Raw genomic sequence first — 24,258 nt, 5'->3', positions numbered from 1 at the left:
TAGACTCTGGTGAGCTCAAAAAAGTAAATCATGAGTATGTGGTTACTGGCAAAGCAATAAGTACGATTGAAAAGTATGAGGAGGAAGAAAGAAGACACACTGTGGCTGTCAAGTTACAAAAGAGAATGGTTGCACTAACAATTCTTTTGGCTTTTATCGCGCTTGTGCAGTCTGGAATAATTAATTTGCCAGTACTTTTAGATTTGACAGCAAGTAATAATGGCGCTCAGCACGGTAGGTTGGGTTAAGCTTGCGAAATCCAACATTTTGGCTTGAATATTCAATATTTGTTGCGTTTCATTGCATTCAACCCAACCTACCAAAACACCGTAATAATCTATGGATAGATTATTTAAAACCTTCGTGCCCTCTGTGTCTCTATGGTTTATTTATCTAAATGAATAATCTGCGTCCATCAGCGTAATCTGCGGATAAATTCTTTTACACCTACCAGCCTTTAAATTCATGCGTTAACGCATGCGTGACACGATTCTTTAACCAGGTCGCGACCTTGCGGTTTGCCTGACGGGATAGGCATTGGAAATACGTGGCAGATAATGCCGTTTCGGTTGCCAGGCTCACTAGCTGTTGCTGCTTGAGGTGAGTTTGAATCAGCGTTGTGGGTAATATGGCCCAACCATCACCACGTAATACGGCATCTCTGATTAATTCATACATTGTGAGACCTGAATACTGCCGACCTATCTGGTTCTGAATGACCAATTGACCCTTTTGCAGGAAGGTCAGACAAATCTGTGTGTACTGGCTTAAATCGCTTTCTGTCACCTGGGCCAGATTGGCTAGTGGATGTGCTGGACTGACAACCGTTCGCTGTTCGATCATGCCGAGCCGAAAATTGGGATCTACCGCGTTATTGACGCCAAAGCTGATATCAACAATTCCATTATCAATAAACTCGTGATGCTCTTGAGTGGGTAACAAATAAACCGAGGTGGAGGTTTGCGGAAATTCAACGTGTAAATCATGCATACACTGATGCCAGAAGACTTCTGGCAATGCATCATCCCGTGCGACTCGGAGCTCTGATTCGATACCTTCCAGATGCTGATTACTTAGTTGCCTGATGCGGTTGGCAGATTGTAATAAACGTTGGCTGTCCGCTAATAAAGATTGTGCAATGGGGGTTATCTGCAAGCTGTTGCCTGAGCGTTGAAAAAGATGGATTGCCAACTCATCTTCCAATGCAGAAACCGCTGCACTTACAGTGCTGCGTCTCATTTCTAATGTGATAGCGGCGTTTGCGAAGGACCCGCATTCTGCTGTTTTCACAAACGCTTCAATTTGTTCAATCCGCATATTCAGCCCTGTTCAAAATTTGCTTTAGCGCTAACTATATTGGCGCTGAGCGATTTTGTCGAATGCCTGGCCCCCTCTAAAGTACATGCCATTAGTTGAGGAGCTGTTATGCGGATAAATATAGAACGGAGAGTGTTAATGGTTTCGGCGATATCGGCCGCCATCTTCTCTATTTCAGGGCTGATCCTGGGTTTACTCAGTGGCTCGGTGATGATTTTATTTGATAGTGCTTATTCGTTACTTTCGTTAGCACTGGCGTCGTTATCCTTGCTGGCATTAAAACTGGCTAATAAGCCTGCGAATAATGACTATCCCTTTGGCCGTCTTACCATTGAGCCTATTGCGATTCTGGTGAAGGGTATTGTCATTGCTTTGGTGTGTCTTGTTTCAATGATCTTCGCTTTAGTCAGCCTGTTACAAGGTGGTAGAGAGGTTAATCTGGATCTCGCGTTAGTGTTTGGTGTCGTCAATGTCATCGGTTGTGCGATTACCTGGGCCTACATTTATCACCGTAAAAAGGACCTGAACACCACACTGGTCGCTGCAGAGCAACGCCAATGGCAAATGGATACCTGGTTAAGTGCGGCGGTGTTGTTGGGGTTTGTAATGACATTTGCCATCAGTCATTCACCGTTTGCCGATTACGCCCGTTATGCGGATCCATTGATGGTGCTGATAATCGCCGGGTATTTCTCGTATATTCCGATTCGGATGATTTCTCAGGCATTGCGGCAGATTCTGTTCGCAGCACCGGCTGAAGCAATTCGCGAGCAGATTAATACCCAGCTAACTGCGGTTGGCATGACGCCACACAAACCATTAAGAATTGCTCAGGTGGGTAGTTTCTTGATTGCACAGCTGCCAGCAAAACTTGATGCTGCTGGGCATCAACTATTTCATGGCATCATTTATGAGATAGCTGAACAACAGCAGCTTAAGTTGTTGTTGGTTCAAGGGGTGAATGTTCAATCGAATTAAATGAATTGCGTTTATCCTGATGAATCTTATTCACTATTGCCGTGGTGGAGTAGTCTGGTAGGTTGGGTTGAGCTTGCGATGCTCAACATTTTCACCCTGTAGTTCCGATATTTGTTGGGTTTCATTTCATTCAACCCAACCTACCAAAAATATCCTGATAATCCGCAGATAAATTGCTTTTATCTATCCTGATGGATCTTATTCACAATCGCCGTGGTAGAGCAGTTTTCGGTTAAGCCCATCACTCTGACTTCGCCTCCATAACCTTCAACTATTTCCCAGCCCACCACGCCTTTTTTATCGTAGTCACCGCCTTTAACGAGAATATCCGGCTGGATTTCTCTGAGCAGGTCTTCTGGTGTATCGCCTTCAAAGACGGTGACCCAATCCACATCGGCCAGGCCTGCCAATACGATCTGACGTCGATCAGCGGTATTGATCGGACGGCCTTTGCCTTTAAGTTTGGTGACAGATTCATCGCTGTTAATCGCGACAATCAGTCTATCGCCCTCAGCCCGCGCCTGATGCAGATAGCTGACATGACCGGCATGCAGAATATCGAAACAGCCATTAGTAAACACAATTTTCTCGCCACGTTTTTTGGCTTGATCTACGGCAATTTTTAATTGCTCGACGGTGACCGCACCGGCAAAGGAATGATCACTTTGATGGGTTCCCTGATGGCGTTGGTATTCGGCAAACAATTCTGGTTCGCTGACAGTAGATGTGCCGAGTTTGCTGACCACAATACTGGCGGCGACATTGGCCAAGGTGACGGCTTGTTTCATGGATTGTCCGGCTGCCAACGCTGCTGCCAATGTAGCAATTACAGTGTCCCCTGCTCCGGTGACATCGGCGACTTCTTTGGCAATTGCCGGGAGATGAAATTCGGTATTGTCATTGGTGATCAGCGACATACCTTGTTCGCTGCGGGTAATCAACACGGCTTTAATATCAAAGTCGGCAATCAGTTTTTTGGCTTTATCAATCAGATCTGCTTCTGACTTAATTTCGCCCGCTACCGCTTCAAATTCGGTGAGATTGGGGGTAATTAAATCCGCGCCACGGTATTTACTGAAGTCATTGCCTTTGGGATCAACCAGCACTGTCATTTCGTTTGATTTAGCCAGAGTGATCCATTGCTGTGGATCGTGCAGTGTGCCTTTGTCGTAATCCGAAAGGACCATCACCCCACCATTAATAAGCAATGGTGAGACTTTGTCGGCCATGCCTACACCGCTTTCCACGGTGAAGCGGCTTTCAAAATCCATGCGTAGCAGTTGCTGATGGGCGCTGATAATGCGGGATTTTATGATGGTGGGATGCTGTGTGGTTTGATGAAATGCACATTGAATGCTGACCGAGTTGAGACGCTGCTCTAATACCTGAGCCGCTTCATCCTGTCCGGTGATACCTGACAAACTGCATTTAGCGCCCAGTGAAGCAATATTCATCGCCACATTGGCGGCACCGCCCGGAATATCTTCCAAACGTTCAATATTGACCACCGGCACCGGTGCTTCTGGTGAAATACGTTTGGTTTTGCCGAAATAGAAACGGTCCAGCATCAAATCACCAACTACAACCACATTGGCCTGCCGAAAATCCGGGAATGCATTTTTCATAACGTTAGAATTATTGATTAGGGAAAGCGGTTATTGTGCGGCTAAAAGCGGTTGCAGTCCATGCCAAACCATTTCCGGTGTCATTTCGGTCATACACAATGGTTCGCCATTGCGTGAGGCTGGAAGCGGGCATTTGCGTTTGTAACATGGGGCGCAGTTAAATTCGCTGACCAGATGCTGCTGATGTTTGCCATAGGTGCCAATCAACGCTGTATCTGTCGCACCGTACAAGGTTAATGCAGGCGTTCCGGCCACGGCAGCAAGATGGGCCAATCCGGTATCACTGCAAACTGCACCTACCGCATGATGCATGATCGCCGCGATATCGTTGAGGCCTAAACGCGGTAAGGCAAACGCCATTGGATCGACCGAGGCGATCTGTTGAGCACGCAGATATTCTTCATTATTGCCGCAAGGTAACAACACTGCGTAGCCTTCGGCTCGCGCCTGAAACACCAATTGCTGCCAGAAATTAATCGGCCAGAGCTTGGTCAGCCAGCTGGCATTATGCACAAACATCAGATAACGCTCGGGTAAGGCAAACTCGAGCTCCGGTAACGGATATTTACTGAAATTCGCCGCGTATTTTGCGGGCGTTTTAGGCAGCGGATAATCCAGCGCCTGTGACAGGATCTGCCGCATCCTATCCACTGCATGTTGCTGTGGGTTAACGCTTAACGGATATTGATAGGCCAGATGGGCCGGGCGTTCACGACAAGAATCTTTGTCCAGACCATACACCGGTCCGCGACGTAATTTGCTGACCAGCGCGCTTTTCAGATTATTCTGCATATCGATGACGGCATCATAATCATCCAGATTCAGTTCACGATAAAACTGGCGCAACTCCCCTCCAGTCAGCGTTTGCCAGGCGGATTTCTTCCAGCGCCGATGTGAGGTAGTGATGACTTTACGGACATTGGGATGCCACTTAGGTACTTCGGCAAATGCTTCATCGACCACCCAGTCAAATTCAATACCCGGAAAGGCTTTGGCCGCATCGGTTAATGCCGGTAAGGCATGCATTAAATCGCCCATGGAGGTGAGCTTGATGATTAATACTTTCATAAACGGAAAAACGCCTGATGGAATAACATCAAGCGTTTTGCAAAGTATTTAAAGACAATGGGTTGTGCCGATGCTGTTGCAGGATTTTCAGAAATGCATCGGGATTTTTAATTTGTGTCATTTCGCCTTCGCGTGGGAAAAGCTGATCCTGCAACCGAGATAACCAGAAACGTAAAGCCGCAGCACGGCAAACCAGATTCCAGTTGGACTGTTCGGCCTCATTAAGTTGACGGCGTTGCAGATAAGCATTCATCAAACATTGGTAGCGTTCGTTATCAATTAGACCCTGCTCATTAACACACCAATCATTAACCGCCACTGCCAGGTCGTAAATCAGAAATTCATCGCAGGCAAAGTAAAAATCAATAATGCCCTGTAATTCATCGTCGATAAACAAAGCGTTATCACGGAATAAATCGGAATGAGTGACACCCCAAGGTAATTCCAGATCGCTGTAATGTTGTTGAAAATCGAGTTCGGCTTTGAGCATTTCAGCCTGCTCTGCCGACATATGCGGCAGCAAGGTTTCGGCCATCGATTCGCGCCATTCAGCACCGCGTTGCGTTGCCCGACGATGTTTAAACTTCTCGCCGACCAAATGCATTTGCGCCAACATATCGCCTATGGCTTCACATTGGCCCAGCGTGGCAAGTTGATCGACAGTATGTCCCGCCAGACGCATAACAAGCGCTGCCGGACGACCACATAAGGATTTGAGGTAATTACCTTGTTTATCCTCAGCGGGATGCGCCGAGGGAATGCCATGCTTGAAGAAAAACGTCATGACTTCGAGAAAGTAATCCAATTCGGCAAATTCATGCTGTTCGAACAAAGTCAGGACAAACTCGCCCTGATCTGTCGTTACAAAATAATTGGTGTTTTCAATTCCGGCAGAAATGCCCTGGTAATCAATCAGATTACCAACCGCATACTCGCCGATGAACGCAATTAATTCATCGCGCCCGACTTCGGTATAAACAGACATGAAAATCTCAGTTAACGGGAGTGTTTGTTACCATTGAAACAGGATCCAGTTCGGCACTTCCGGATTGGCAAGATTATGTTTTTGGGTTTCCAAATTACCATCGCCATCGGTATCCATCAGGTAATAAGCTGGACCAATATCAGGGGTGATTTTGATCATGTAAAGCTGACCATTGACGCGGTATTCTTCGATAGTGCGATCATCTTCCTGAATGATGGTGATTTCAGGTTCGATACTTTCGCCATCCTGCAAAGGTGGTGGTATGACTGGAGGTTGAGTCAAATCTGGACCGGCAGCCCCTGCCCAGGCACTTCCTGTGATCATCGCGCTGATTGCGCATACAATGGCGAACGGTTTTAACATGACTTAGCTCCACTAAATTTCCGATAAAGATAGCATTTCCGCTACGATGATTAAAGCAATCTGTTTGCCACTAATTTCAGGCCTTGTGAACTATGACTCAAACTGCACCACTTATACTCGTTGATGGCTCTTCTTACTTGTATCGCGCTTATCATGCGATGCCGCCACTGACCAACAGCGACGGCGAATCAACCGGCACAATTTATGGCGTCATCAATATGCTGCGTAAATTGATTCGTGACTATAACCCTGAACATATGGCCGTGGTATTTGATGCCAAAGGTAAAACTTTCCGTAATGATCTGTATGCCGAGTATAAAGCCACCCGGCCGCCAATGCCGGACGATTTACGCGAACAGATTGCGCCCATTCACGAAATTGTCAAAGCCATGGGATTGCCGCTGCTGTGCATTGATAATGTTGAAGCCGACGATGTAATCGGCACGCTGGCAAAACAGGCCACTGCAGCAGGAATTGAAACAGTAATTTCCACTGGTGACAAGGATATGGCGCAACTGGTCAGCGAGCATGTGACGCTGGTCAACACGATGAATAACAGCAAAACAGATATCGCCGCCGTAAAGGAAAAGTTTGGTCTGACACCACAACAAATCGTCGATTATTTGGCGCTGATGGGTGACAAGGTGGATAACATCCCAGGCGTTGACAGTGTGGGCCCGAAAACCGCGACTAAATTACTGCAACAATACGGCAGTTTGCAGGGTGTTATCGAACATGCTGATGAAGTGAAAGGCAAGCTGGGTGAGAAGTTACGAGCAGCAGCTGATGCTTTGCCACTGTCTTATCAGCTGGCCACCATCAAGATGGATGTCGAGCTAGATTTCACCCCGGAAACGCTAGATATGCAGGCGGCTGATAACCAGAAACTGGCTGAACTGTATCGCCGTTATGAATTCAGAAGCTGGTTGCAGGAATTGGACTCTGCGCCGGTTGCTGCGGCTTCGACAAAAACGGATGAACCTGCCACCAGCAATGAAACCCGTTACGAAACCATTCTGACCCAGCAACAGCTGGATAATTGGCTGGAAAAACTCAAAAAAGCCGAATTGTTTGCGTTCGATACCGAAACTACCAGCCTTAATTATTTGCAAGCGCGGATTGTCGGTATGTCATTTGCCATTAAAGCCGGTGAAGCCGCCTATCTGCCACTGGCGCATGATTATCCGGGCGCACCGGATCAATTGGATTTTGATACCACACTGGCGTTGATTAAACCGTTACTCGAAGATCCCAAAGCGCTGAAAGTCGGTCAAAATCTGAAATACGATCGGCATATCTTGCTCAATCACGGCATTGATTTGCAGGGCATTGCCCATGACACCATGTTGCAATCCTATGTACTCGACAGCACCGCAACCCGTCATGATATGGATTCGCTGGCCGAAAAATATCTGGGCCGCAGCACCATTCATTTTGAAGACATTGCCGGTAAAGGCAAAAAACAACTTACATTTAATGAAATCGGTTTGGAAGAAGCCTCGCCGTATGCCTGTGAAGATGCCGATATCACCTTGCAACTGCATCACGTCTTGTGGCCCAAAGTGCAGGCGATTCAGTCCTTGGAAAAAGTGTATCGTGAACTGGAAATGCCGTTGCTGCCAGTGTTGAACACACTGGAACGTAATGGCGTGCATATCGATATCTTTATGCTGCAACAGCAAAGCGATCAACTGGCGTTGGATATTGACCGGCTGGAAAAAGAAGCCCATGCCTCTGCCGGGACCAAATTTAATCTGGGTTCACCAAAGCAATTGCAGGAAATTCTCTACGACCAGCAACAGTTGCCGGTGCGTAAGAAAACGCCAAAAGGTCAGCCCTCGACCGCTGAAAATGTGCTGCAGGAACTGGCAGATGATGGCTATGAATTGCCACAAATTATTATGAACTACCGCAGTTTAAGTAAGCTGAAATCCACCTACACCGACAAACTGCCACAACAGGTCAATCAACAGACTGGCCGTGTGCACACCTCCTATCATCAGGCGGTGACTGCGACGGGAAGATTATCTTCTTCAGATCCGAATCTGCAGAATATTCCGATCCGTACCGAAACAGGCCGTAAAATCCGTGAAGCGTTTGTGGCCGGCAAAGGTGCAAAGATCCTGGCGGCAGATTACTCACAAATTGAATTACGCATCATGGCGCATTTATCCGGTGATAAAAGCTTGCTGACCGCGTTTGCCGAAGGCGAAGATATTCATCGTCATACTGCATCTGAAATCTTTGGTGTAGCGCCAGAAAACGTCACCGGTGATCAACGTCGCAGCGCCAAAGCCATCAACTTTGGTTTGATTTACGGCATGTCAGCTCATGGCTTATCCAAACAACTCGGTATCGAACGTCATCAGGCCGCCAAATATATGGAGACTTATTTCGAACGCTATCCCGGCGTAAGAAACTATATGGACAATACCCGCGAACAGGCAAAAAAAGATGGTTACGTTGAAACCATTTTCGGCCGGCGTCTGTATCTTCCAGAAATCAACTCCAGCAACGGCCTGCGCCGCCAATATGCCGAACGCACCGCGATTAATGCCCCGATGCAGGGCAGCGCCGCAGACATTATCAAACGCGCGATGATTTCAATTCATGACTGGCTACTCGAAGCTGATACCGGTATTCGTATGATTATGCAGGTACACGATGAACTGGTATTTGAAGTACCCGAAGATCAGCTTGATTTGGCTAAAACTGAAATCGAGCAGTTTATGATAAAAGCTGCTGAACTGGCCGTGCCGTTAGAAGTGGGGATTGGTGTTGGGGATAATTGGGAACAGGCGCATTAACGGGGTAATCAACCACAAAGCTCAAATGTTACCCCCTACCCCCCCTTTTGTGCTGACGAGTAGCGCAGGTTTATCTGGATAAGGATTGGTCAGTGTCTGAGCGCAGCGAGTTTTGACCAATCCCCAGATAAACCGAGCAACGCAGTGAAGCCGCAGGCCAGCACATGGGGTGCCCTTGGGTTGTTAGGGGCTTGGGCACGCAAGCCCCTGACTCGCGTGAGCGAAAGATCAGCTTAAATAGGGAAAATGAACCAAAAGCATAATTTCGCCTAAGGGCGAGTTCATTTTCTTTGTTTGCCCACAAATTCATCAGGAATGAATTTGGACGCCGGAGGCGCCCAAAGGGTGAGCGACATGGATGTCGCGAATCAAAGAAAACGAACCAAAAGAAAAGGCACCCCTTGTGCTGGCCTGCGGCTCCCCGAAAAAAATGGCTATCGCAGGGAAATCGAAAAAACTCGCTTCGCTCAAACAATCCGATTTCTAATCCTGCGATAACCATTTTTTCCGGCAACACAAAAGGGGAAATTGGGAAGCCTCTAAGCTAAGTGTAATATTTCAATTTGTTTTAGTTAAGTCGAGGAGCTGTAATCGATTTCCCATTTTCATCAACCAAACTAGCAACGAAATAAGGGTTTTCACCACACTGCATAGTATTGTTGTTTCTATCTCGACGAATTTCTAATAAGGGTAAATATTTTTTTACGTTTCGCCGATAGTAGGATCGAACAATCTCTTCTTCATCATTAAGACAATATTTTACAGTCAAAGCAACGAGCAACTCATTTAGTTTTCGCGATGTCAACAAGCCTTCCGGGATAGTCTGTTCCATGCTGATAGCTAGACCATCCATCATGCGAATACGCCAAAATCTTTTCATAACTTCTTTTTCGCTCGAGGATGCGCGGCATCATAAACCTTTGCCAGATGCTGAAAATCCAGATGGGTATAGACTTGCGTCGTGCTAATATCGGAATGGCCCAACAACTCCTGAACGGCTCTCAAATCACTGCTGGACTCAAGCATATGCGAGGCAAACGCGTGACGTAGTCGATGCGGATGAACATGTTCGGAGATACCGTGTTTTTTTCCCCAGAAAGCCAAACGCTGCTGGATGGAACGCACACCAAGACGTTTGCCTTGTTGTGTCGTAAATAAAGCCTGTTGCTGATACTGACCATTCTGATCACGTTTATCGAGCCAGACTTTTAACGCTTCAATTGCTGTGCGGCCAATCGGCAAAATCCGTCCTTTATTACCTTTACCGGCGATGACATGCACCAGTTGCTGGCCGAAATCGACATCACGTAAATCCAATGCCGCCAGCTCTGCCAGCCGCAGGCCGGAGGAATAAAATAATTCCATAATCGCCCGATCCCGACAGGCAACGAAGGTGTCAGCCGGTGTGCTATCGAGCAAGGAATTCATTTGGTCTACATCGAGGGTTTTCGGTAAACGCTTTTCAGCTTTGGGTGCCTGTACTGATTGCGCCGGGTTATGATCGACCAGGCCTTCTTTAAGCAGATAGCGGTAAAAACTGCGAACGGCTGACAGTAAACGTTGGATACTGCGAGCACCTAAACCTTTTCGGTGCAAGCGGGCAATAAACAGCCGAATATCTGCTGGTTTGAGTTGCTGCCAGTCAGCAAATGACTGTTGCTGGCAGTATTCAACTAATTGCTGACAATCACGCTGATAATTGAGTACGGTATGCGGCGAAACCCGGCGCTGCTGCTCCAGATATTGCAGAAAATCCTGCAGTGGGGTTTGCAGCTCAGCTGTCATTCTGTCCATGACAGAAACGGCGCATCAGCCGCATAAACACTTCGCCGAGAAAGCTTAAATATTCCGTTCCCATATCCGCATGAAAACGGTTGGCATCGCTGCTAGCAATCGCCAGTAAACCGGCACAAGGTTCATGCCCTAAAGGCAAACAGGCCACCGAATGCACGTCATCAGCCTTTTCACCGAAAAGTAATTGTTTCTGAGCTTTGGTTAGTCGACCACAAACCGGTTGTTGTTTAGCCAGAATATGATCAAACGCTTTCAGCTTTGCATCATCAGCATGTAGTTCTGCGATATTGCCTTCGACTGGTGGTAACTTGGGTTTTTGATCGCCACTGTAAAACAACCTTAACGATACTTCGTCAGCCGAGAACTCTTCCTGTAATTGTTGCAACAATGTTGCCAGCAGGCTTTGCAGATCCTGACAATCCATCAATCGCAGACACAGCTGATGTACCCGTTGTTGCAATGCAGCATTGCTATGTGCGTTATCAATCAAAGCATGCAATTGATCATGTAGATGCTGATTTTTTTGCCGCAATTGCTCTCGCTGCCGCTGCGCCAGCGAGATCGTGCCTGCAGGTGTTTTTTCGAATTCCAGCTCAGACAATAAATCCGGCTGTTCAATTAAAAAATCTGTGTGCTGGCGTAAAAATTCACTGACTTGTTCAGCGCTTACAGATTGTTGAGTGTTGCCCACGCAATTTCTCCATCAAATACATGTTGTGCTGGTCCGGTCATCCACACCGAAGCGTCTTCATCGGGCCAGCTAATTTCTAATGTGCCGCCGGGTAGTAAAACACTGACCTGACGCCCCAGTAATCCACGACGAATACCACTGACAACCGCCGCGCAAGCCCCGGTACCACAGGCTGTTGTCTCGGCTGAACCACGTTCATAAACCCGCAGTTTTATGTTCTCATGATCAATCAATTGCATAAAACCGACATTGACTCGTTCTGGAAACTGCTCATGGTTTTCTATTTTTGGTCCTAACTCACCCACTGGTGCTTTGTTAACATCATCGACCAATAAAACCGCATGAGGATTTCCCATTGATAATGCCGCTATCTCTACCTGTCGACCAGGTTCAACCACCAGCATATAGGTATTGCTGGCTTCAGCCGTTTTAAAGGGGATTTGTTCCGGTGAAAAACGTGGTTTGCCCATATCAACGCAGACCTGACCATCCACCTGCAAAGTCGGATAAATCACACCAGAAGCTGTTTCTACAGCAATAGAATCTTTGTCAGTCAGCCCATTGTCACGAACATAGCGGGCAAAACAGCGTGCACCATTGCCGCATTGGGATACTTCTCCGCCATCGGCATTAAAAATCCGGTAGCGAAAGTCGACATCCTGCATCTCGCTGTTTTCCACCAGCAACAGTTGATCACAACCAATACCAAAATGCCGATCCGCCATAAAACGGATTTGCTCAGTGGTCAGTTGAACAGACTGATTGATGGCATCAATGACCACAAAATCATTACCAAGACCATGCATTTTGCTGAATTTCAACATAGGATTAATCCTGCAATATCTGCTCACCAGCATACAAACTTTCGACGGACTCACGTTGACGTGCCACATGCATGGTTGATCCATCGACCATAATCTCTGCTGCTCGCGGCCGTGAGTTGTAATTAGAACTCATCGTAAAACCATACGCTCCAGCAGAGCGAATCGCCAATAAATCTCCGCTTTGGATTGCCAGCCGCCGATCCTTACCTAAAAAGTCGCCGGTTTCGCAAACCGGACCGACAATATCAAAGTCTTGTTCGGTTTCATGTTGGCGGGGTTTGACAGCTTCAATTGCCATCCAAGATTGATACAAAGCCGGTCTTAATAAATCATTCATAGCAGCATCGACTATGGCGAAATTTTTGGCTTCCGCTGCTTTTATATATTCAACTTTAGTTAACAAAATACCAGCATTACCCGCAATTGCTCGACCAGGTTCCAGCATGATTTCCAGATCACGATCTTTTAACTGTGCTTGCATGGCTTTAGCGTATTCGGCTGGGGTTGGTGGTGTTTCATCGCGATAACAGATACCCAGTCCGCCACCGATATCGAGATGTTTAATGGTAATACCCTGCTCGGCCAACGCATCAATTAACGCTAACACCCGTTCAAGAGCATCCACAAAAGGTGATACAGAGGTCAGCTGGGAGCCGATATGACAATCCACACCAATCACTTGCAAGTTCGGCAATGCATTCGCTTGCTGATACACCATCAGCGCATCATCAATGGCAATACCAAATTTATTTTCTTTTAAACCGGTCGAAATATAGGGATGTGTTTGTGCATCGACATCAGGGTTCACCCGAATAGAGATCGGCGCGATTTTGTTAAGACTGACAGCAACTTCACTGATGCGTTGTAACTCTGGAACGGATTCCACATTAAAACAGCGAATGCCGGTTTTCAGAGCATATTCAATTTCTTCAACCGTTTTGCCGACACCAGAAAACACGATTTTCTCTGCTTGGCCGCCAGCCGCAATGACACGAGCCAGTTCACCCGCCGACACAATATCAAAGCCCGAACCCAATCTAGCCAGTACATTTAATACTGCCAAATTTGAGTTCGCTTTAACGGCATAGCAGACCAAATGCGGATAAGCACTGAAGGCATCATCAAAGGCTTTCCAATGCTGCTCGAGGGCTGCTCTGGAGTAGACATACGTTGGTGTGCCGAACTGCGCCGCTAATTCAGTCAGGGATTGCTGTTCAGCGTATAATTCACCGTCTTTTTGTGTGAAAAAATCTTGCATGTTTTTAGGAAACCTTCACTGTGTTAGCCTGACCTTCGGGCAGATATAAATCGCCCTTCAGACCGCATGAAGCCAGTATTGACATGGTACACAGAACGAGTGCCAGAACTTTCCAGCCAGGTATTTTTCGCATGATGTCTTCCCCGATGCATTAATGGCAGGCAGTATACACAGGAATATCCGCGACAGGCCCACATTGGAAACTAGAATTTATTATTTAAGTTACATACTATTAGGGCCTGTTTATTTTTCATAGTCACTACTGTTTGAAGCTACGAAAAATAAATAGACCCTAGTGCATTGAACGTAAGCATTATATTAAGGAATCACGTCCAGTAATGGCAAATATGACAGCACCAATCAGACTAAGCGGTCTTGCAAGACGACTTGTAAGTGAAGGGTTGCTGACAGAAGATCAGGCCCAGACAGCTCAGGCTACGGCAAAACAGGCTTCGCAATCTTTTGTGACCTATCTGGTTAACAATAAATTACTTAAAAGTGATGTGATAGGCGCCATTGCTTCGCAAGAATTCGGCGTGCCCTTGTTTGATCTGGATAGCATGAATATGGAGCTCGCTCCGACCAGTCTGTTTCAGGAGAAACTGATCCGTCAGCATAATGCTCTGCCGTTGTTTCAACGTGGCAAACGTTTGTACGTTGCTGTTTCAGATCCCACGAATTTACAAGCCCTCGACGAATTTCAGTTTAATACTGCACTGAATACTTTTCCGGTATTGGTTGATGAACAAAAATTATCAGTCACTATCGAAAAAGCTCTGGATAACAAAAATCAGGTTTTAGATGATTTTGATGATGCCGAACTGGATGATATCGATTTAGGGCCTGATGATGATGGTGATCGTGGCTCTGAACTCACTGACAAGAATATTGATGACACGCCGGTTGTCCGATTTATCAATGGTATTTTGACTCAAGCGATTAAAGCCGGTGCCTCGGATATTCACTTTGAACCCTATGAAAAGAAATACCGGGTTCGGGTGCGTATCGACGGCATTTTGCATGAAACCAAAACCGCACCGGTTGCTTTAGGCGGACGTATTGCCGCTCGTATCAAAGTATTGTCGCGCATGAATATTGCTGAACGCCGTGTGCCTCAAGATGGCCGGATGCGACTGAAGGTATCCAAATCCAAAGCCATCGATTTTCGTGTCAGTACTTGCCCGACATTGTTTGGTGAAAAAATCGTTTTACGTATTCTGGATCCGACCAGTGCCCAGTTAGGTATTGATGCTTTGGGCTATGAAGAAGATCAGAAGAAAATCTTTCTGGAAACCATGCACAAACCTTATGGCATGGTGCTGGTAACGGGTCCTACAGGTAGTGGTAAAACCGTTTCGTTGTATACCGCACTGAATATTCTGAATACCGATGACCGCAATATTTCTACTGCTGAAGATCCGGCGGAGATCAACCTTCCCGGCATCAATCAAGTCAACGTGCATCCGCAGATTGGCTTGGGATTCACCGAATGTTTAAGAGCCTTCTTGCGTCAAGATCCTGATGTCATCATGGTCGGTGAGATCCGCGATTTGGAAACCGCAGAAATCGCTATTAAAGCCGCACAAACCGGTCATATGGTGTTTTCAACATTGCATACCAATGATGCGCCGCAAACACTGACCCGTCTGGCCAATATGGGGGTTCCAGCCTTTAACATTGCTTCTGCGGTAACACTGATTATTGCTCAGCGTCTGGCGCGGCGGCTTTGTCAGCATTGCAAGGCACCAGAAACACTGCCAAAAGAAACCTTGATTGAAGAAGGTTACAGCTCTGAACAAATTGCGACAGATTTCAAAGTTTACCGCGCTGTCGGTTGCGAACATTGCACCGAGGGGTATAAAGGACGGGTTGGTATTTATCAAGTTATGCCAATATCCGATGCAATGGGTAGGCTTATCATGGAAGGTGGTAATTCCATGCAATTGGCCGATCAGGCAAAAGCTGAAGGTATTGCAGATTTACGGGCTTCTGGTCTTAAAAAGGTCATGGCCGGGTTAACCAGTCTGGAAGAAATTAACCGCGTTATTAAGGAATAAACCGTGGCCACAGCGAGTAAAGCGAAACTTAAACCTAAAAAAGCCGAGTTACCCACCCTCTATATATGGCAAGGCACAAATAAGGCTGGCCGCAATGTAAAAGGTGAACAGGCAGGTGAAAGTGTTCAAGCTGTTCGTGCTGATTTACGCCGTCAGGGTATAACACCCGGAAAAGTTCGCCGTAAACCCAAAGATTTATTTGCTCCACGAAAACCCAAAATCAAACCGGTTCATATTGCGATTTTTAGCCGAATGCTGGCAACGATGATGTCATCTGGTGTGCCGATGATGCAATCACTGCAAATCATTGGTGAAGGTCATGAAAATGCCAGCATGCAGGAAATGATTCTAGCCATTAAAGCCGATGTTGAATCAGGTACTAGCCTAGCAGAGTCGTTAGCCAAATTTCCATTGCATTTTGATGATCTATACATCAGCTTGATTAACGCTGGTGAACAGTCCGGTACGTTGGAAGCCTTGTTACATGAGATTGCTACCTATCAGGAAAAAACCGAAGCTTTAAAATCCAAAATTAAAAAAGCGTTGGTCTACCCTACTGCCATTATGGTAGTGGCATTTATTGTTACCGCTATTTTGATGATTTTTGTTATCCCACAATTTCAGGCATTGTTTACCGGTTTTGGCGCTGATTTACCCGGTCTGACCAAAATGGTTATTAGTATTTCACAGTTTTTCCAGGATTTCTGGTGGTTAATATTCGGCAGCATCATTGGTTCAGTAATGGGCTTTATGGCGGCTCGCAAACGTTCTCGCAAGATCCAGCACTTTATGGATCGTATGTTGTTAAAACTACCGGTTATTGGTGATGTATTAACTAAAGGTGCGATTGCCCGTTTTGCCAGAACATTCTCGGTTATGTTCAAAGCTGGTGTACCGATGGTGGAGGCGATGACTTCGGTAGCGGGTGCTACCGGTAATATCGTCTACAACGAAGCTACCATTGAAATGCGTGATGATGTGTCAACCGGTACACAGTTAAATAAAGCCATGACCGATACTGAGCTATTTCCGAATATGGTTGTTCAGATGGTGTCTATTGGTGAAGAATCTGGTTCATTGGATGCAATGCTCGCCAAAGTAGCTGATTTTTTTGAACGTGAAGTGGATGATGCGGTGGACAATATGACCGCGTTAATGGAGCCATTTATTATGGCTTTCCTCGGCGTGCTGATCGGTACGTTGGTTATTGCTATGTACTTGCCGATATTCAAACTCGGCGCCGTCGTTTAATCTTATGTCGCTTATCTATTTGCTGGAAACATCCAGCACATTTTTTATTGCCAGTATTTTTATTCTGGGCTTATTGGTCGGCAGTTTTCTCAATGTAGTCATTCATCGATTGCCAATGATGATGCAACGTGAATGGGCTCAGCAATGTCAGGATTTAATTGGTGATACTAGCCCAGAAACGGAACCACTAACGTTAAGTAAACCACGTTCCCGTTGTCCACATTGTGGTCACGCCATTACAGCTTTAGAAAATATTCCGGTCATCAGCTATCTGGTGCTTAAAGGTCGTTGCAAGCAATGCAAAGCACCAATCTCCAAACGTTATCCATTAATAGAATTATTTACCGCCATCCTTTCCGCAGTCGTAGCTTGGTATTTCGGCTTTGGGGCTGCAGTATGCGGGGCCTTGTTATTAACTTGGGCTTTAGTGGCGTTAACTTTCATTGATGCCGATCACCAGTTGCTCCCAGACAGCATTACGCTGCCATTATTGTGGCTGGGACTGCTATTCAATCTGTTTGAGGTTTACACCGATATTAATTCAGCAGTAATTGGTGCTATCGCCGGTTATCTTGCGCTCTGGCTGGTCTATCATGCATTTCGTTTAGTCACCGGTAAGGAAGGCATGGGCTATGGTGATTTTAAGCTGCTAGCCGCCTTAGGTGCCTGGATGGGTTGGCAGGCTTTGCCAATGATTATTTTGTTATCTTCGCTGGTCGGTGCATTGGTGGGAATCAGCCTGATTTTGTTAAAACAACAGCATCGAGATAACCCCATTCCGTTTGGGCCATATCTTGCTGCAGCTGGCTGGTTAGCATTAGTTTGCGGTGAGAGTCTTACTAGAGGTTATATGAATTGGAGCGGGTTAAGCTGAAATGGTATTTCGGGTTGGTCTAACCGGTGGAATCGCTTCAGGTAAATCTACCGTATCTGAATTGTTTAAAGACCTAGGCATTGAAGTTATAGATGCTGATATTATTGCCCGTGAGCTAAGTCAACCTGGCACGGCGCAATATCAGTTGATTGTTGAGTATTTTGGCGATGAGATTGTGCTTGCCGATGGGCAATTAAATCGTCCAGCGTTACGCAAATTACTTTTTTCCGATGCTAAAGCAAAACAGCAACTCGAGCAGATCCTGCACCCCGCCATTCGCCAACAGCTTTTACAACAAGCGGCTAACGCTAAAAGTAGCTATTGTATTTTAAGCATTCCATTACTGATTGAAGCCAATTTACAGTCCTGTGTAGATCGTATTTTAGTGGTTGATGTGGATAGTGAAACTCAGATGCTTCGGTTACAAAACCGGGATAAGCTGTCGACAAAAGAAGTTACTCAACACCTTGCCGCTCAATCAAACCGTGCACAACGATTGCAATATGCTGACGATATCATCGACAATAGCGATGCTATTGAAAAATTGAAATTTCAGGTTACACAACTGCATGCGTTATATTGTCAGTTGGCTGAGGCAGCAGAACATGAATCCAGGTCAAAAAGCTGACCTTATGACTAAATGATAAAAACACTATGTCTGACATTATCACATACGAACAACCTCTAAATGAACGCATAAGAACGTTCTTGCGGCTGGAGTTTTTGCTGGCGCGAGTGGATTATGCGATGCAGCATGATGATGAAATGAGTCATCGTGAAGCCATCGATGCCATGCTGAGTATGTTGCTGGTATTTGAGCGTGGTGATATGAAATCCGAGGTAACCAAGGAAGTCGAGCGGCTGATTACCAATTTGTCCGCCTTGGAAAACTCACCGGGTGTCGACAAACAGACTTTGGATGCCTTGTTGGCTGAACTGGATCAGACGCTTGACGCTTTACAGATCCGCAAATCAGCCATCGGTCAGGTCTTAAAGGAAAACGAGTTTCTTTACAGTATCCGCCAACGTTCCAGTATTGCCGGCGGCACCTGTGATTTTGATTTGCCTGCCTATCATTACTGGTTACAACACTCATCGGTTGAACAACGCCAGCAACAGTTAAATTACTGGCTGGAACAGTTTGTGGCTATTCGCGGCGCAATAAATATTACCTTACAGCTTATCCGTGGCAGTGCTGGTTTCAGTGATGCTCAAGCAGAGAAAGGTTTTTTTCAGCGTAGTTGGATAGTAATCTGCCGACCCAGTTAATCCGAGTACGCATTCCATCTTCTACCCCCTATTATCCAGAAATCAGCGGCGGTAAACACCGTTTTACAGTGCGTTTTATGACGTTTGACATTAATCAGCGTCCCCAACAAATTAATGATGATGCGGAATTTCAGCTTAGCTGCTGCACGATGTAATTATGGTTTTGAAAGTGAATTGTCCACAGTGCGGACGTAAAGTGGAATGGACGGATGAAAACAAATGGAAGCCGTTCTGTTGTGAGCGTTGCAAACTAATTGATTTGGGTGAATGGGCTGCGGGAAATCACCGTATTCCTGGCGATCCGGTTATCGATCCTGAAGATGAACCCAACTCTTTCCACTAAATCGCATAAAGACTAGTTAATCGCTCGATTATTTCGATATTGGCAGCAGGAAACTCTTTGTTATCCAGATCGGCTAACGCACACCATTCCAATGCTTGCCCCTCTTTCCCGATTGCCTCGCCACTAAATTCTGAAACGATCCAGACATCCAGTTCAACTTCTAACTCAGCATAATCATGAACAATTTGCATCATCGGCTCGGCTTGATGCACCAGCAACCCAACCTCTTCTTCAATTTCGCGTTGTAATGCCTGAAAACGGGTTTCATTAGCTTCACGTTTGCCGCCTGGAAACTCCCAGCGATCACCTTGATGCTGATGCGCATGACGACGGGCAATTAATACCTGTTGCTCAGCATTAAAAATGATCGCCACAGCAACCTGCAGACGTTGTTTCATGTGTTTTTCAATACATATAAAGTGCCGCAATAAGGGCAAAGCACTTCACCGTGGCTTTTGATTTCAAGATACACCCGGGGATGCGCATTCCATGACGGCATATCTGGCATCGGACAGCTGATGGGTAAATCCTTTTTAGTCACTTCATAGCGTTGCTGTGTACAGGCTTGTTTGGTCTCTGACATCACACGCTATCTCCAGTATTTAGATCGGTAAAGCGAGCATCCGATCCAGCGCCAGTTTAGCTTCTTTAGCAGTCACTGGATCTACTGAAACCTGATTGACCACATGGCCTTCCACCAGATTTTCCAATACCCATAACAAATGCTGTGGATCAACGCGGAACATGGTTGAACACATGCAGACTGTCGGCGACATAAAGTGAACCGATTTACCCTGATCCTGAAAACGTTCATGTAAACGATTTACCAGATTCAATTCGGTACCAACCAGCCAGCGAGTATTTGGCTCACTGTTGGCAATGGTGTTCACAATAAACTCAGTTGAACCAACATAATCCGATTTCTGGCACACTTCAAAGCTACATTCTGGATGCGAGATAACTTTGGTTTCTGGATATTTTTCCAGAAAGTTATCAATCTGCTGCGGTTGAAACATCTGATGTACTGAACAAAAGCCTTTCCACAAAATGATTTTGGCTTTTTTCAACGCTTCAGGCGTCAATCCACCTAATGGTTTATCAAAATCCCACACCACCATTTCTTCCAGCGGAATGCCCATTTTGTAACCAGTATTTCGACCTAAATGCTGATCCGGGAAAAATAGTACTTTTTCGCGTTGAGCAAATGCCCAATCCAAAACATGGGGAGCATTGGTAGAAGTACAGACTATGCCACCATGTTTGCCACAGAAAGACTTCAGGTCAGCTGCTGAATTGATGTAAGTGATCGGCGTGACCATTTCATCAGGATCCAGTACTTCGCTCATTTCCTGCCAAGCGCGATCCACATTTACTCGATTGGCCATATCAGCCATTGAACAACCTGCGGCCATATCCGGCAAAATCGCAATTTGATCTGGTCGGGAAAGGATATCGGCTACTTCCGCCATAAAGTGCACGCCACAAAAAACAATGTATTGCGCATCTGATTCGGCGGCATTGCGTGACAGTTTTAGCGAATCACCCGAAAAATCAGCATGTTTGAAAACTTCATTACGTTGGTAATGGTGGCCTAAAATGACCAAATCGTCGCCCAATTTCTGTTTTGCAGCAGCAATGCGTTGATCGCATGCCTCATCATCAATTGAGAAATATTGTTCAAACGGGATTGCCGTTGTTGCTAATTTTGTAGCCACTTCGCTTTCCTCTTAAATCCGATTTTGCCGTTATACTCAGGCTTCTGCTGTTGGCGCTTTACGCAGGCGAATGTTCAATTCTTTCAGCTGCTCATCACTAACAGGACTTGGTGCATTGGTTAACAAACAGGCCGCTGACTGAGTTTTCGGGAACGCCATTACATCACGAATGGATGACGAACCAGTCATTAACATTGCCAGACGATCCAAACCAAATGCCAAGCCACCATGCGGCGGGCAACCATATTTCAATGCTTGCAACAGGAAGCCAAATTTCTCTTCTGCTTCCTCAGCGGGAATACCGAGCATTTCAAAAACTTTCTGTTGCACATCTGTTTTATGAATACGAATCGAACCACCGCCCAACTCGGTTCCGTTTAACACCATGTCATAAGCGCGAGACAGACATTTGCCCGGATCGTTACTTAATAAATCAATATCCGACTCACGCGGCGCAGTGAAAGGATGATGCAAGGCATACCAACGCTGAGTTTTGTCATCCCATTCAAACATCGGGAATTCAACTACCCACAATGGTCGCCAGCCATGTTCAACCATATCTAAATCATGGCCAATTTTGACACGCAAAGCGCCTAAAGATTCATTCACAATGGTGGCTTTATCTGCACCAAAGAACACTAGGTCACCGGTTTCAACTCCCGTTCTTTGCAGAATGGCTTCCACCACATCATCGGGCAGGAATTTCAGAATTGGTGACTGCAAACCTTCGCGACCTGCAGCAAGATCATTGACTTTAATATAAGCCAGACCTTTGGCACCGTAGATACTGACAAACTTGGTGTAATCATCAATTTCTTTACGGCTTAATGAATTGCCGCCTGGAATACGTAGAGCGGCAACACGGCCGTTATCATCGTTAGCCGGTGCAGAGAAGACTTTAAAGTCCACTGCTTGCATCAAATCACTTACATCAACTAATTCCAATGCGATCCGTAGATCCGGTTTATCACTACCAAAACGGTCCATTGCATCTGCATAGGTCATTCTCGGGAATGGGTTTGGTAAAGCTTGTTCTAAAACATTCGCAAACAGATCACGGATCATTTCTTCCATCAACTGCATTAAATCCTCTTCTTCAACAAAAGAGGTTTCAATATCTAATTGAGTGAATTCTGGCTGACGATCAGCACGCAAATCTTCATCACGGAAGCAACGCACGACCTGATAGTAGCGATCCATACCTGCAACCATCAGCAATTGTTTAAATAACTGCGGAGATTGTGGCAATGCAAAAAAATCACCTGGATGGGTACGACTTGGCACCAGATAGTCACGGGCACCTTCAGGTGTTGCTTTGGTCAGGATTGGTGTTTCGATATCCATGAAGCCATGATTATCAAGGTATTGACGTAACTGACGAATAATCTGCGAACGGAAACGCAGCTTTTGCAACATTTCAGGACGACGTAAATCTATATAACGATGACGAAGACGAATATCTTCATTGACTTCAGCTTGTTCGGTCAGCGGAAATGGCGGCGTTTCAGAGCTATTCAGAATCGTCACACGCTTGGCGATAATTTCGATTTTGCCGCTTTTAAGATCAGTGTTTTCGCTGCCAGCAGGACGTGGATTCACGATACCTTCAATCTGTAATACATATTCACTACGGACTTTTTCAGCGATGGCGAAGCTTTCGGCATCTTCCGGGTTACAAACAATTTGTACCAGACCTTCACGATCTCGCAAATCAATAAAAATAACACCACCGTGATCCCGGCGACGATGCATCCAACCTGCCACCGTTACCGTTTGTTCAATCAAAGTTTCGTTTACATCGCCGCAATAATGGCTACGCATAATTATTCCAACATTCCAAAAATACTGTTCAACACTATATCCCCCATAACTTGAAGGATATCCGAGATTTTTATTCTAAGTTTTGCTGAGCCTGAATCTTCCTTCGATAGGCCTCTGAGTCCGGCACTACCACACCCATCGAAATAATCATTTTCAGACCTTCTTCTACCGTCATATCCAATTCAATCACTTCCGATTCCGGCACCATCAAAACGAATCCAGATGTTGGATTAGGTGTGGTCGGAATAAAGACGCTGATGACATTGGCAGCAGTCTTATCCTGCACCTCACCTAAATCATCTGACGTCATAAACGCCAAACTCCAAACGCCTTTTCGCGGATATTCAACCAATAATACTTTACGAAACGACTTGCCATCTGTAGCAAGTACCGCTTCCATAATCTGCTTAATCGCAGAATAAATTGTTCTGACCAGTGGGATCTTAGCCAGCTGCAATTCCCAAAAAGCGACTAAACGACGGCCTAGTAAATTGGCCATAATCATGCCGGTGACCAAAACCAAGGCAACCGCCAATACCACTCCCAATCCGGGAATATTAAAACCGAACAACCTGTCGGGCTGAAAAGCATCCGGTAGCAACGTCAAACTTTTATCTAAAAACCCTACAATCGCCCTTACCACTAGAAACGTGACGCCAAGCGGCATCCAGACCAATAAGCCTGCTATAAGATATTTGCGCATTCAAATACTTAATGGCTGCATCCGGTTCCGCAAGTATGTCCTGCAGAAGGCGAACTTTCTGATGAGCCACTATCAGCAAGATTACGTTTCGAACCCGATTTAAAATCGGTTTCATACCAGCCCTGCCCTTTCAGACGGAAACCAGCAGCTGAAATCAGTTTTTTCAAGCTCGGCTGATGACAGGCTGGACATTCCACCAACGCATCATCACTAATCTTTTGTAGCGCTTCAAAATTATGATTACAGGCATCACAGCGATATTCATAAAACGGCATGAGGTTACTCCTAAAGATGAATCAAAAAACAACGCTGGTCATAAATGCGGCAATAAAAAATAGTTTCAAGCTTTTAAACCCTGCGATTATACCGAAAATTTACTATTTCAGTCTTTGGCATTTTTATGCTTGTTTCTAAAATTGTTGAAGGTAACGATCTGTAATTTTTTCATTCTGCAAGATGTCACCAATTTTATTGCTACATATCCATATTTTCATTTAACTTTTGCAGAAGCAGAT

28 protein-coding genes are annotated in these 24,258 nt (G+C 45.8%); 11 read left to right on the top strand and 17 right to left on the bottom strand.

Features of this window, described 5'->3' with window-relative positions:
- Positions 1-248: hypothetical protein (locus A9E74_RS14365; RefSeq protein ID WP_218104312.1), on the top strand; the 248-nt coding region annotated here is incomplete at its 5' end.
- Positions 249-447: 199 nt separating this feature from the next.
- Here A9E74_RS14365 and A9E74_RS11260 read toward each other — a convergent pair.
- Positions 448-1,317 carry a LysR family transcriptional regulator gene (locus A9E74_RS11260; protein WP_069296719.1) on the bottom strand — a complete coding sequence of 290 codons (870 nt, stop codon included), beginning with the start codon at positions 1,315-1,317 and terminating at the stop codon, positions 448-450.
- 138 nt (positions 1,318-1,455) lie between these two features.
- Between A9E74_RS11260 and A9E74_RS11255 the strand changes: the two genes are divergently transcribed.
- Positions 1,456-2,295 (top strand): cation efflux transmembrane domain-containing protein, encoded by an 840-nt coding sequence (locus tag A9E74_RS11255; RefSeq protein ID WP_245652151.1) that lies wholly within the window; start codon positions 1,456-1,458, stop codon positions 2,293-2,295.
- A gap of 179 nt (positions 2,296-2,474) precedes the next feature.
- Here A9E74_RS11255 and hldE read toward each other — a convergent pair whose 3' ends face one another.
- From hldE to A9E74_RS11235, 4 genes are read right to left on the bottom strand one after another with little or no spacing between them, the layout of a single operon-like run.
- Positions 2,475-3,920 (bottom strand): bifunctional D-glycero-beta-D-manno-heptose-7-phosphate kinase/D-glycero-beta-D-manno-heptose 1-phosphate adenylyltransferase HldE, encoded by a 1,446-nt coding sequence (gene hldE, locus A9E74_RS11250; RefSeq protein ID WP_069296717.1) that lies wholly within the window; start codon positions 3,918-3,920, stop codon positions 2,475-2,477.
- Positions 3,921-3,950: 30 nt separating this feature from the next.
- Complete coding sequence (gene waaC, locus A9E74_RS11245) at positions 3,951-4,988, bottom strand: lipopolysaccharide heptosyltransferase I (RefSeq protein ID WP_069296716.1); 1,038 nt, start codon at positions 4,986-4,988, stop codon at positions 3,951-3,953.
- A 28-nt stretch (positions 4,989-5,016) separates the two neighbouring features.
- The gene (locus tag A9E74_RS11240; protein ID WP_069296715.1) at positions 5,017-5,973 is read right to left on the bottom strand and encodes a homoserine kinase; all 957 of its coding nucleotides are present in this window, start codon (positions 5,971-5,973) and stop codon (positions 5,017-5,019) included.
- A gap of 27 nt (positions 5,974-6,000) precedes the next feature.
- A complete protein-coding gene (locus A9E74_RS11235) occupies positions 6,001-6,336 on the bottom strand; it encodes a DUF2782 domain-containing protein (RefSeq protein ID WP_069296714.1) in 336 nt (111 codons plus the stop codon).
- 92 nt (positions 6,337-6,428) lie between these two features.
- Between A9E74_RS11235 and polA the strand changes: the two genes are divergently transcribed.
- Together polA and A9E74_RS14955 are read left to right on the top strand one after the other, a co-directional pair.
- Positions 6,429-9,143, top strand: coding sequence for a DNA polymerase I (gene polA, locus A9E74_RS11230; protein ID WP_069296713.1), 2,715 nt, complete (start codon positions 6,429-6,431; stop codon positions 9,141-9,143).
- Positions 9,144-9,501: 358 nt separating this feature from the next.
- The gene (locus A9E74_RS14955) at positions 9,502-9,630 is read left to right on the top strand and encodes a hypothetical protein (RefSeq protein WP_281198101.1); all 129 of its coding nucleotides are present in this window, start codon (positions 9,502-9,504) and stop codon (positions 9,628-9,630) included.
- Between the two features lie 81 nt (positions 9,631-9,711).
- On the opposite strand, the gene A9E74_RS11225 is transcribed toward A9E74_RS14955, so the two are convergent.
- The 6 genes from A9E74_RS11225 to lptM are packed head-to-tail and all read right to left on the bottom strand — an operon-like array spanning position 9,712 to position 13,843.
- Positions 9,712-9,999, bottom strand: a complete 288-nt coding sequence (locus A9E74_RS11225; protein ID WP_141696806.1) for a hypothetical protein — start codon at positions 9,997-9,999, stop codon at positions 9,712-9,714.
- A 20-nt stretch (positions 10,000-10,019) separates the two neighbouring features.
- Complete coding sequence (gene xerC, locus A9E74_RS11220; protein WP_069296711.1) at positions 10,020-10,928, bottom strand: tyrosine recombinase XerC; 909 nt, start codon at positions 10,926-10,928, stop codon at positions 10,020-10,022.
- The gene (locus A9E74_RS11215; RefSeq protein WP_069296710.1) at positions 10,918-11,628 is read right to left on the bottom strand and encodes a DUF484 family protein; all 711 of its coding nucleotides are present in this window, start codon (positions 11,626-11,628) and stop codon (positions 10,918-10,920) included. The genes xerC and A9E74_RS11215 overlap by 11 nt, the downstream gene beginning before the upstream one ends.
- Entirely contained in the window at positions 11,604-12,452 is an 849-nt protein-coding gene (dapF, locus tag A9E74_RS11210) for a diaminopimelate epimerase (RefSeq protein ID WP_084003061.1), read from the bottom strand. The genes A9E74_RS11215 and dapF overlap by 25 nt, the downstream gene beginning before the upstream one ends.
- 4 nt (positions 12,453-12,456) lie before the next feature.
- Positions 12,457-13,710: a diaminopimelate decarboxylase gene (gene lysA, locus A9E74_RS11205; RefSeq protein ID WP_069296708.1), complete on the bottom strand. Its 1,254-nt coding sequence runs from the start codon at positions 13,708-13,710 to the stop codon at positions 12,457-12,459.
- Positions 13,711-13,714: 4 nt separating this feature from the next.
- The gene (gene lptM, locus A9E74_RS14120) at positions 13,715-13,843 is read right to left on the bottom strand and encodes an LPS translocon maturation chaperone LptM (protein ID WP_084003060.1); all 129 of its coding nucleotides are present in this window, start codon (positions 13,841-13,843) and stop codon (positions 13,715-13,717) included.
- A 205-nt stretch (positions 13,844-14,048) separates the two neighbouring features.
- On the opposite strand from lptM, the gene pilB reads away from it, so the two are divergent.
- Genes pilB through yacG form a run of 7 tightly spaced genes read left to right on the top strand, consistent with a single transcriptional unit; the run spans position 14,049 to position 19,504 of the window.
- Positions 14,049-15,767: a type IV-A pilus assembly ATPase PilB gene (gene pilB, locus A9E74_RS11200; protein WP_069296707.1), complete on the top strand. Its 1,719-nt coding sequence runs from the start codon at positions 14,049-14,051 to the stop codon at positions 15,765-15,767.
- 3 nt (positions 15,768-15,770) lie between these two features.
- A complete protein-coding gene (locus tag A9E74_RS11195) occupies positions 15,771-17,018 on the top strand; it encodes a type II secretion system F family protein (protein WP_069296706.1) in 1,248 nt (415 codons plus the stop codon).
- Positions 17,019-17,022: 4 nt separating this feature from the next.
- Positions 17,023-17,892 carry a prepilin peptidase gene (locus tag A9E74_RS11190; protein ID WP_069296705.1) on the top strand — a complete coding sequence of 290 codons (870 nt, stop codon included), beginning with the start codon at positions 17,023-17,025 and terminating at the stop codon, positions 17,890-17,892.
- Position 17,893: 1 nt separating this feature from the next.
- On the top strand, positions 17,894-18,520 hold the full coding sequence (gene coaE / locus A9E74_RS11185; protein WP_069296704.1) for a dephospho-CoA kinase: 627 nt from the start codon (positions 17,894-17,896) through the stop codon (positions 18,518-18,520).
- 26 nt (positions 18,521-18,546) lie between these two features.
- Positions 18,547-19,161: a cell division protein ZapD gene (zapD, locus tag A9E74_RS11180; RefSeq protein WP_281198099.1), complete on the top strand. Its 615-nt coding sequence runs from the start codon at positions 18,547-18,549 to the stop codon at positions 19,159-19,161.
- Entirely contained in the window at positions 19,134-19,316 is a 183-nt protein-coding gene (zapD, locus tag A9E74_RS14950; RefSeq protein WP_281198098.1) for a cell division protein ZapD, read from the top strand. The genes zapD (A9E74_RS11180) and zapD (A9E74_RS14950) overlap by 28 nt, the downstream gene beginning before the upstream one ends.
- A gap of 2 nt (positions 19,317-19,318) precedes the next feature.
- Positions 19,319-19,504, top strand: coding sequence for a DNA gyrase inhibitor YacG (yacG, locus tag A9E74_RS11175; protein ID WP_069296703.1), 186 nt, complete (start codon positions 19,319-19,321; stop codon positions 19,502-19,504).
- Here yacG and mutT read toward each other — a convergent pair.
- The 6 genes from mutT to A9E74_RS11145 form a co-directional block, all read right to left on the bottom strand.
- Entirely contained in the window at positions 19,501-19,902 is a 402-nt protein-coding gene (gene mutT, locus A9E74_RS11170) for an 8-oxo-dGTP diphosphatase MutT (protein ID WP_069296702.1), read from the bottom strand. The genes yacG and mutT overlap by 4 nt on opposite strands.
- Positions 19,899-20,087, bottom strand: coding sequence for a zinc-finger domain-containing protein (locus tag A9E74_RS11165; RefSeq protein ID WP_069296701.1), 189 nt, complete (start codon positions 20,085-20,087; stop codon positions 19,899-19,901). The genes mutT and A9E74_RS11165 overlap by 4 nt, the downstream gene beginning before the upstream one ends.
- A gap of 19 nt (positions 20,088-20,106) precedes the next feature.
- On the bottom strand, positions 20,107-21,219 hold the full coding sequence (gene nadA, locus A9E74_RS11160; RefSeq protein ID WP_069296700.1) for a quinolinate synthase NadA: 1,113 nt from the start codon (positions 21,217-21,219) through the stop codon (positions 20,107-20,109).
- Positions 21,220-21,255: 36 nt separating this feature from the next.
- Positions 21,256-23,040: an aspartate--tRNA ligase gene (gene aspS / locus A9E74_RS11155; RefSeq protein ID WP_069296699.1), complete on the bottom strand. Its 1,785-nt coding sequence runs from the start codon at positions 23,038-23,040 to the stop codon at positions 21,256-21,258.
- Between the two features lie 70 nt (positions 23,041-23,110).
- On the bottom strand, positions 23,111-23,743 hold the full coding sequence (locus A9E74_RS11150; protein ID WP_069296698.1) for a DUF502 domain-containing protein: 633 nt from the start codon (positions 23,741-23,743) through the stop codon (positions 23,111-23,113).
- Positions 23,744-23,751: 8 nt separating this feature from the next.
- Positions 23,752-24,018, bottom strand: coding sequence for an FmdB family zinc ribbon protein (locus tag A9E74_RS11145; protein ID WP_069296697.1), 267 nt, complete (start codon positions 24,016-24,018; stop codon positions 23,752-23,754).
- Positions 24,019-24,258: the final 240 nt, after the last annotated feature.

The organism is Methylophaga muralis, from assembly GCF_001720165.1.
Classification (GTDB): Bacteria; Pseudomonadota; Gammaproteobacteria; order Nitrosococcales; family Methylophagaceae; genus Methylophaga; species Methylophaga muralis.
This window is presented reverse-complemented; position numbering and strand designations above follow the sequence as displayed.

What these genes read in the sequence shown, in the direction of transcription:
- A9E74_RS11260 (WP_069296719.1), bottom strand. Translation starts at nt 1,317, where the DNA reads ATGCGGATTGAACAAATTGAAGCGTTTGTGAAAACAGCAGAATGCGGG.
- A9E74_RS11255 (WP_245652151.1), top strand. Translation starts at nt 1,456, where the DNA reads ATGGTTTCGGCGATATCGGCCGCCATCTTCTCTATTTCAGGGCTGATC.
- hldE (WP_069296717.1), bottom strand. Translation starts at nt 3,920, where the DNA reads ATGAAAAATGCATTCCCGGATTTTCGGCAGGCCAATGTGGTTGTAGTT.
- waaC (WP_069296716.1), bottom strand. Translation starts at nt 4,988, where the DNA reads ATGAAAGTATTAATCATCAAGCTCACCTCCATGGGCGATTTAATGCAT.
- A9E74_RS11240 (WP_069296715.1), bottom strand. Translation starts at nt 5,973, where the DNA reads ATGTCTGTTTATACCGAAGTCGGGCGCGATGAATTAATTGCGTTCATC.
- A9E74_RS11235 (WP_069296714.1), bottom strand. Translation starts at nt 6,336, where the DNA reads ATGTTAAAACCGTTCGCCATTGTATGCGCAATCAGCGCGATGATCACA.
- polA (WP_069296713.1), top strand. Translation starts at nt 6,429, where the DNA reads ATGACTCAAACTGCACCACTTATACTCGTTGATGGCTCTTCTTACTTG.
- A9E74_RS14955 (WP_281198101.1), top strand. Translation starts at nt 9,502, where the DNA reads ATGTCGCGAATCAAAGAAAACGAACCAAAAGAAAAGGCACCCCTTGTG.
- A9E74_RS11225 (WP_141696806.1), bottom strand. Translation starts at nt 9,999, where the DNA reads ATGATGGATGGTCTAGCTATCAGCATGGAACAGACTATCCCGGAAGGC.
- xerC (WP_069296711.1), bottom strand. Translation starts at nt 10,928, where the DNA reads ATGACAGCTGAGCTGCAAACCCCACTGCAGGATTTTCTGCAATATCTG.
- dapF (WP_084003061.1), bottom strand. Translation starts at nt 12,452, where the DNA reads ATGTTGAAATTCAGCAAAATGCATGGTCTTGGTAATGATTTTGTGGTC.
- lysA (WP_069296708.1), bottom strand. Translation starts at nt 13,710, where the DNA reads ATGCAAGATTTTTTCACACAAAAAGACGGTGAATTATACGCTGAACAG.
- lptM (WP_084003060.1), bottom strand. Translation starts at nt 13,843, where the DNA reads ATGCGAAAAATACCTGGCTGGAAAGTTCTGGCACTCGTTCTGTGTACC.
- pilB (WP_069296707.1), top strand. Translation starts at nt 14,049, where the DNA reads ATGGCAAATATGACAGCACCAATCAGACTAAGCGGTCTTGCAAGACGA.
- A9E74_RS11190 (WP_069296705.1), top strand. Translation starts at nt 17,023, where the DNA reads ATGTCGCTTATCTATTTGCTGGAAACATCCAGCACATTTTTTATTGCC.
- coaE (WP_069296704.1), top strand. Translation starts at nt 17,894, where the DNA reads ATGGTATTTCGGGTTGGTCTAACCGGTGGAATCGCTTCAGGTAAATCT.
- zapD (WP_281198099.1), top strand. Translation starts at nt 18,547, where the DNA reads ATGTCTGACATTATCACATACGAACAACCTCTAAATGAACGCATAAGA.
- yacG (WP_069296703.1), top strand. Translation starts at nt 19,319, where the DNA reads ATGGTTTTGAAAGTGAATTGTCCACAGTGCGGACGTAAAGTGGAATGG.
- mutT (WP_069296702.1), bottom strand. Translation starts at nt 19,902, where the DNA reads ATGAAACAACGTCTGCAGGTTGCTGTGGCGATCATTTTTAATGCTGAG.
- A9E74_RS11165 (WP_069296701.1), bottom strand. Translation starts at nt 20,087, where the DNA reads ATGTCAGAGACCAAACAAGCCTGTACACAGCAACGCTATGAAGTGACT.
- aspS (WP_069296699.1), bottom strand. Translation starts at nt 23,040, where the DNA reads ATGCGTAGCCATTATTGCGGCGATGTAAACGAAACTTTGATTGAACAA.
- A9E74_RS11150 (WP_069296698.1), bottom strand. Translation starts at nt 23,743, where the DNA reads ATGCGCAAATATCTTATAGCAGGCTTATTGGTCTGGATGCCGCTTGGC.
- A9E74_RS11145 (WP_069296697.1), bottom strand. Translation starts at nt 24,018, where the DNA reads ATGCCGTTTTATGAATATCGCTGTGATGCCTGTAATCATAATTTTGAA.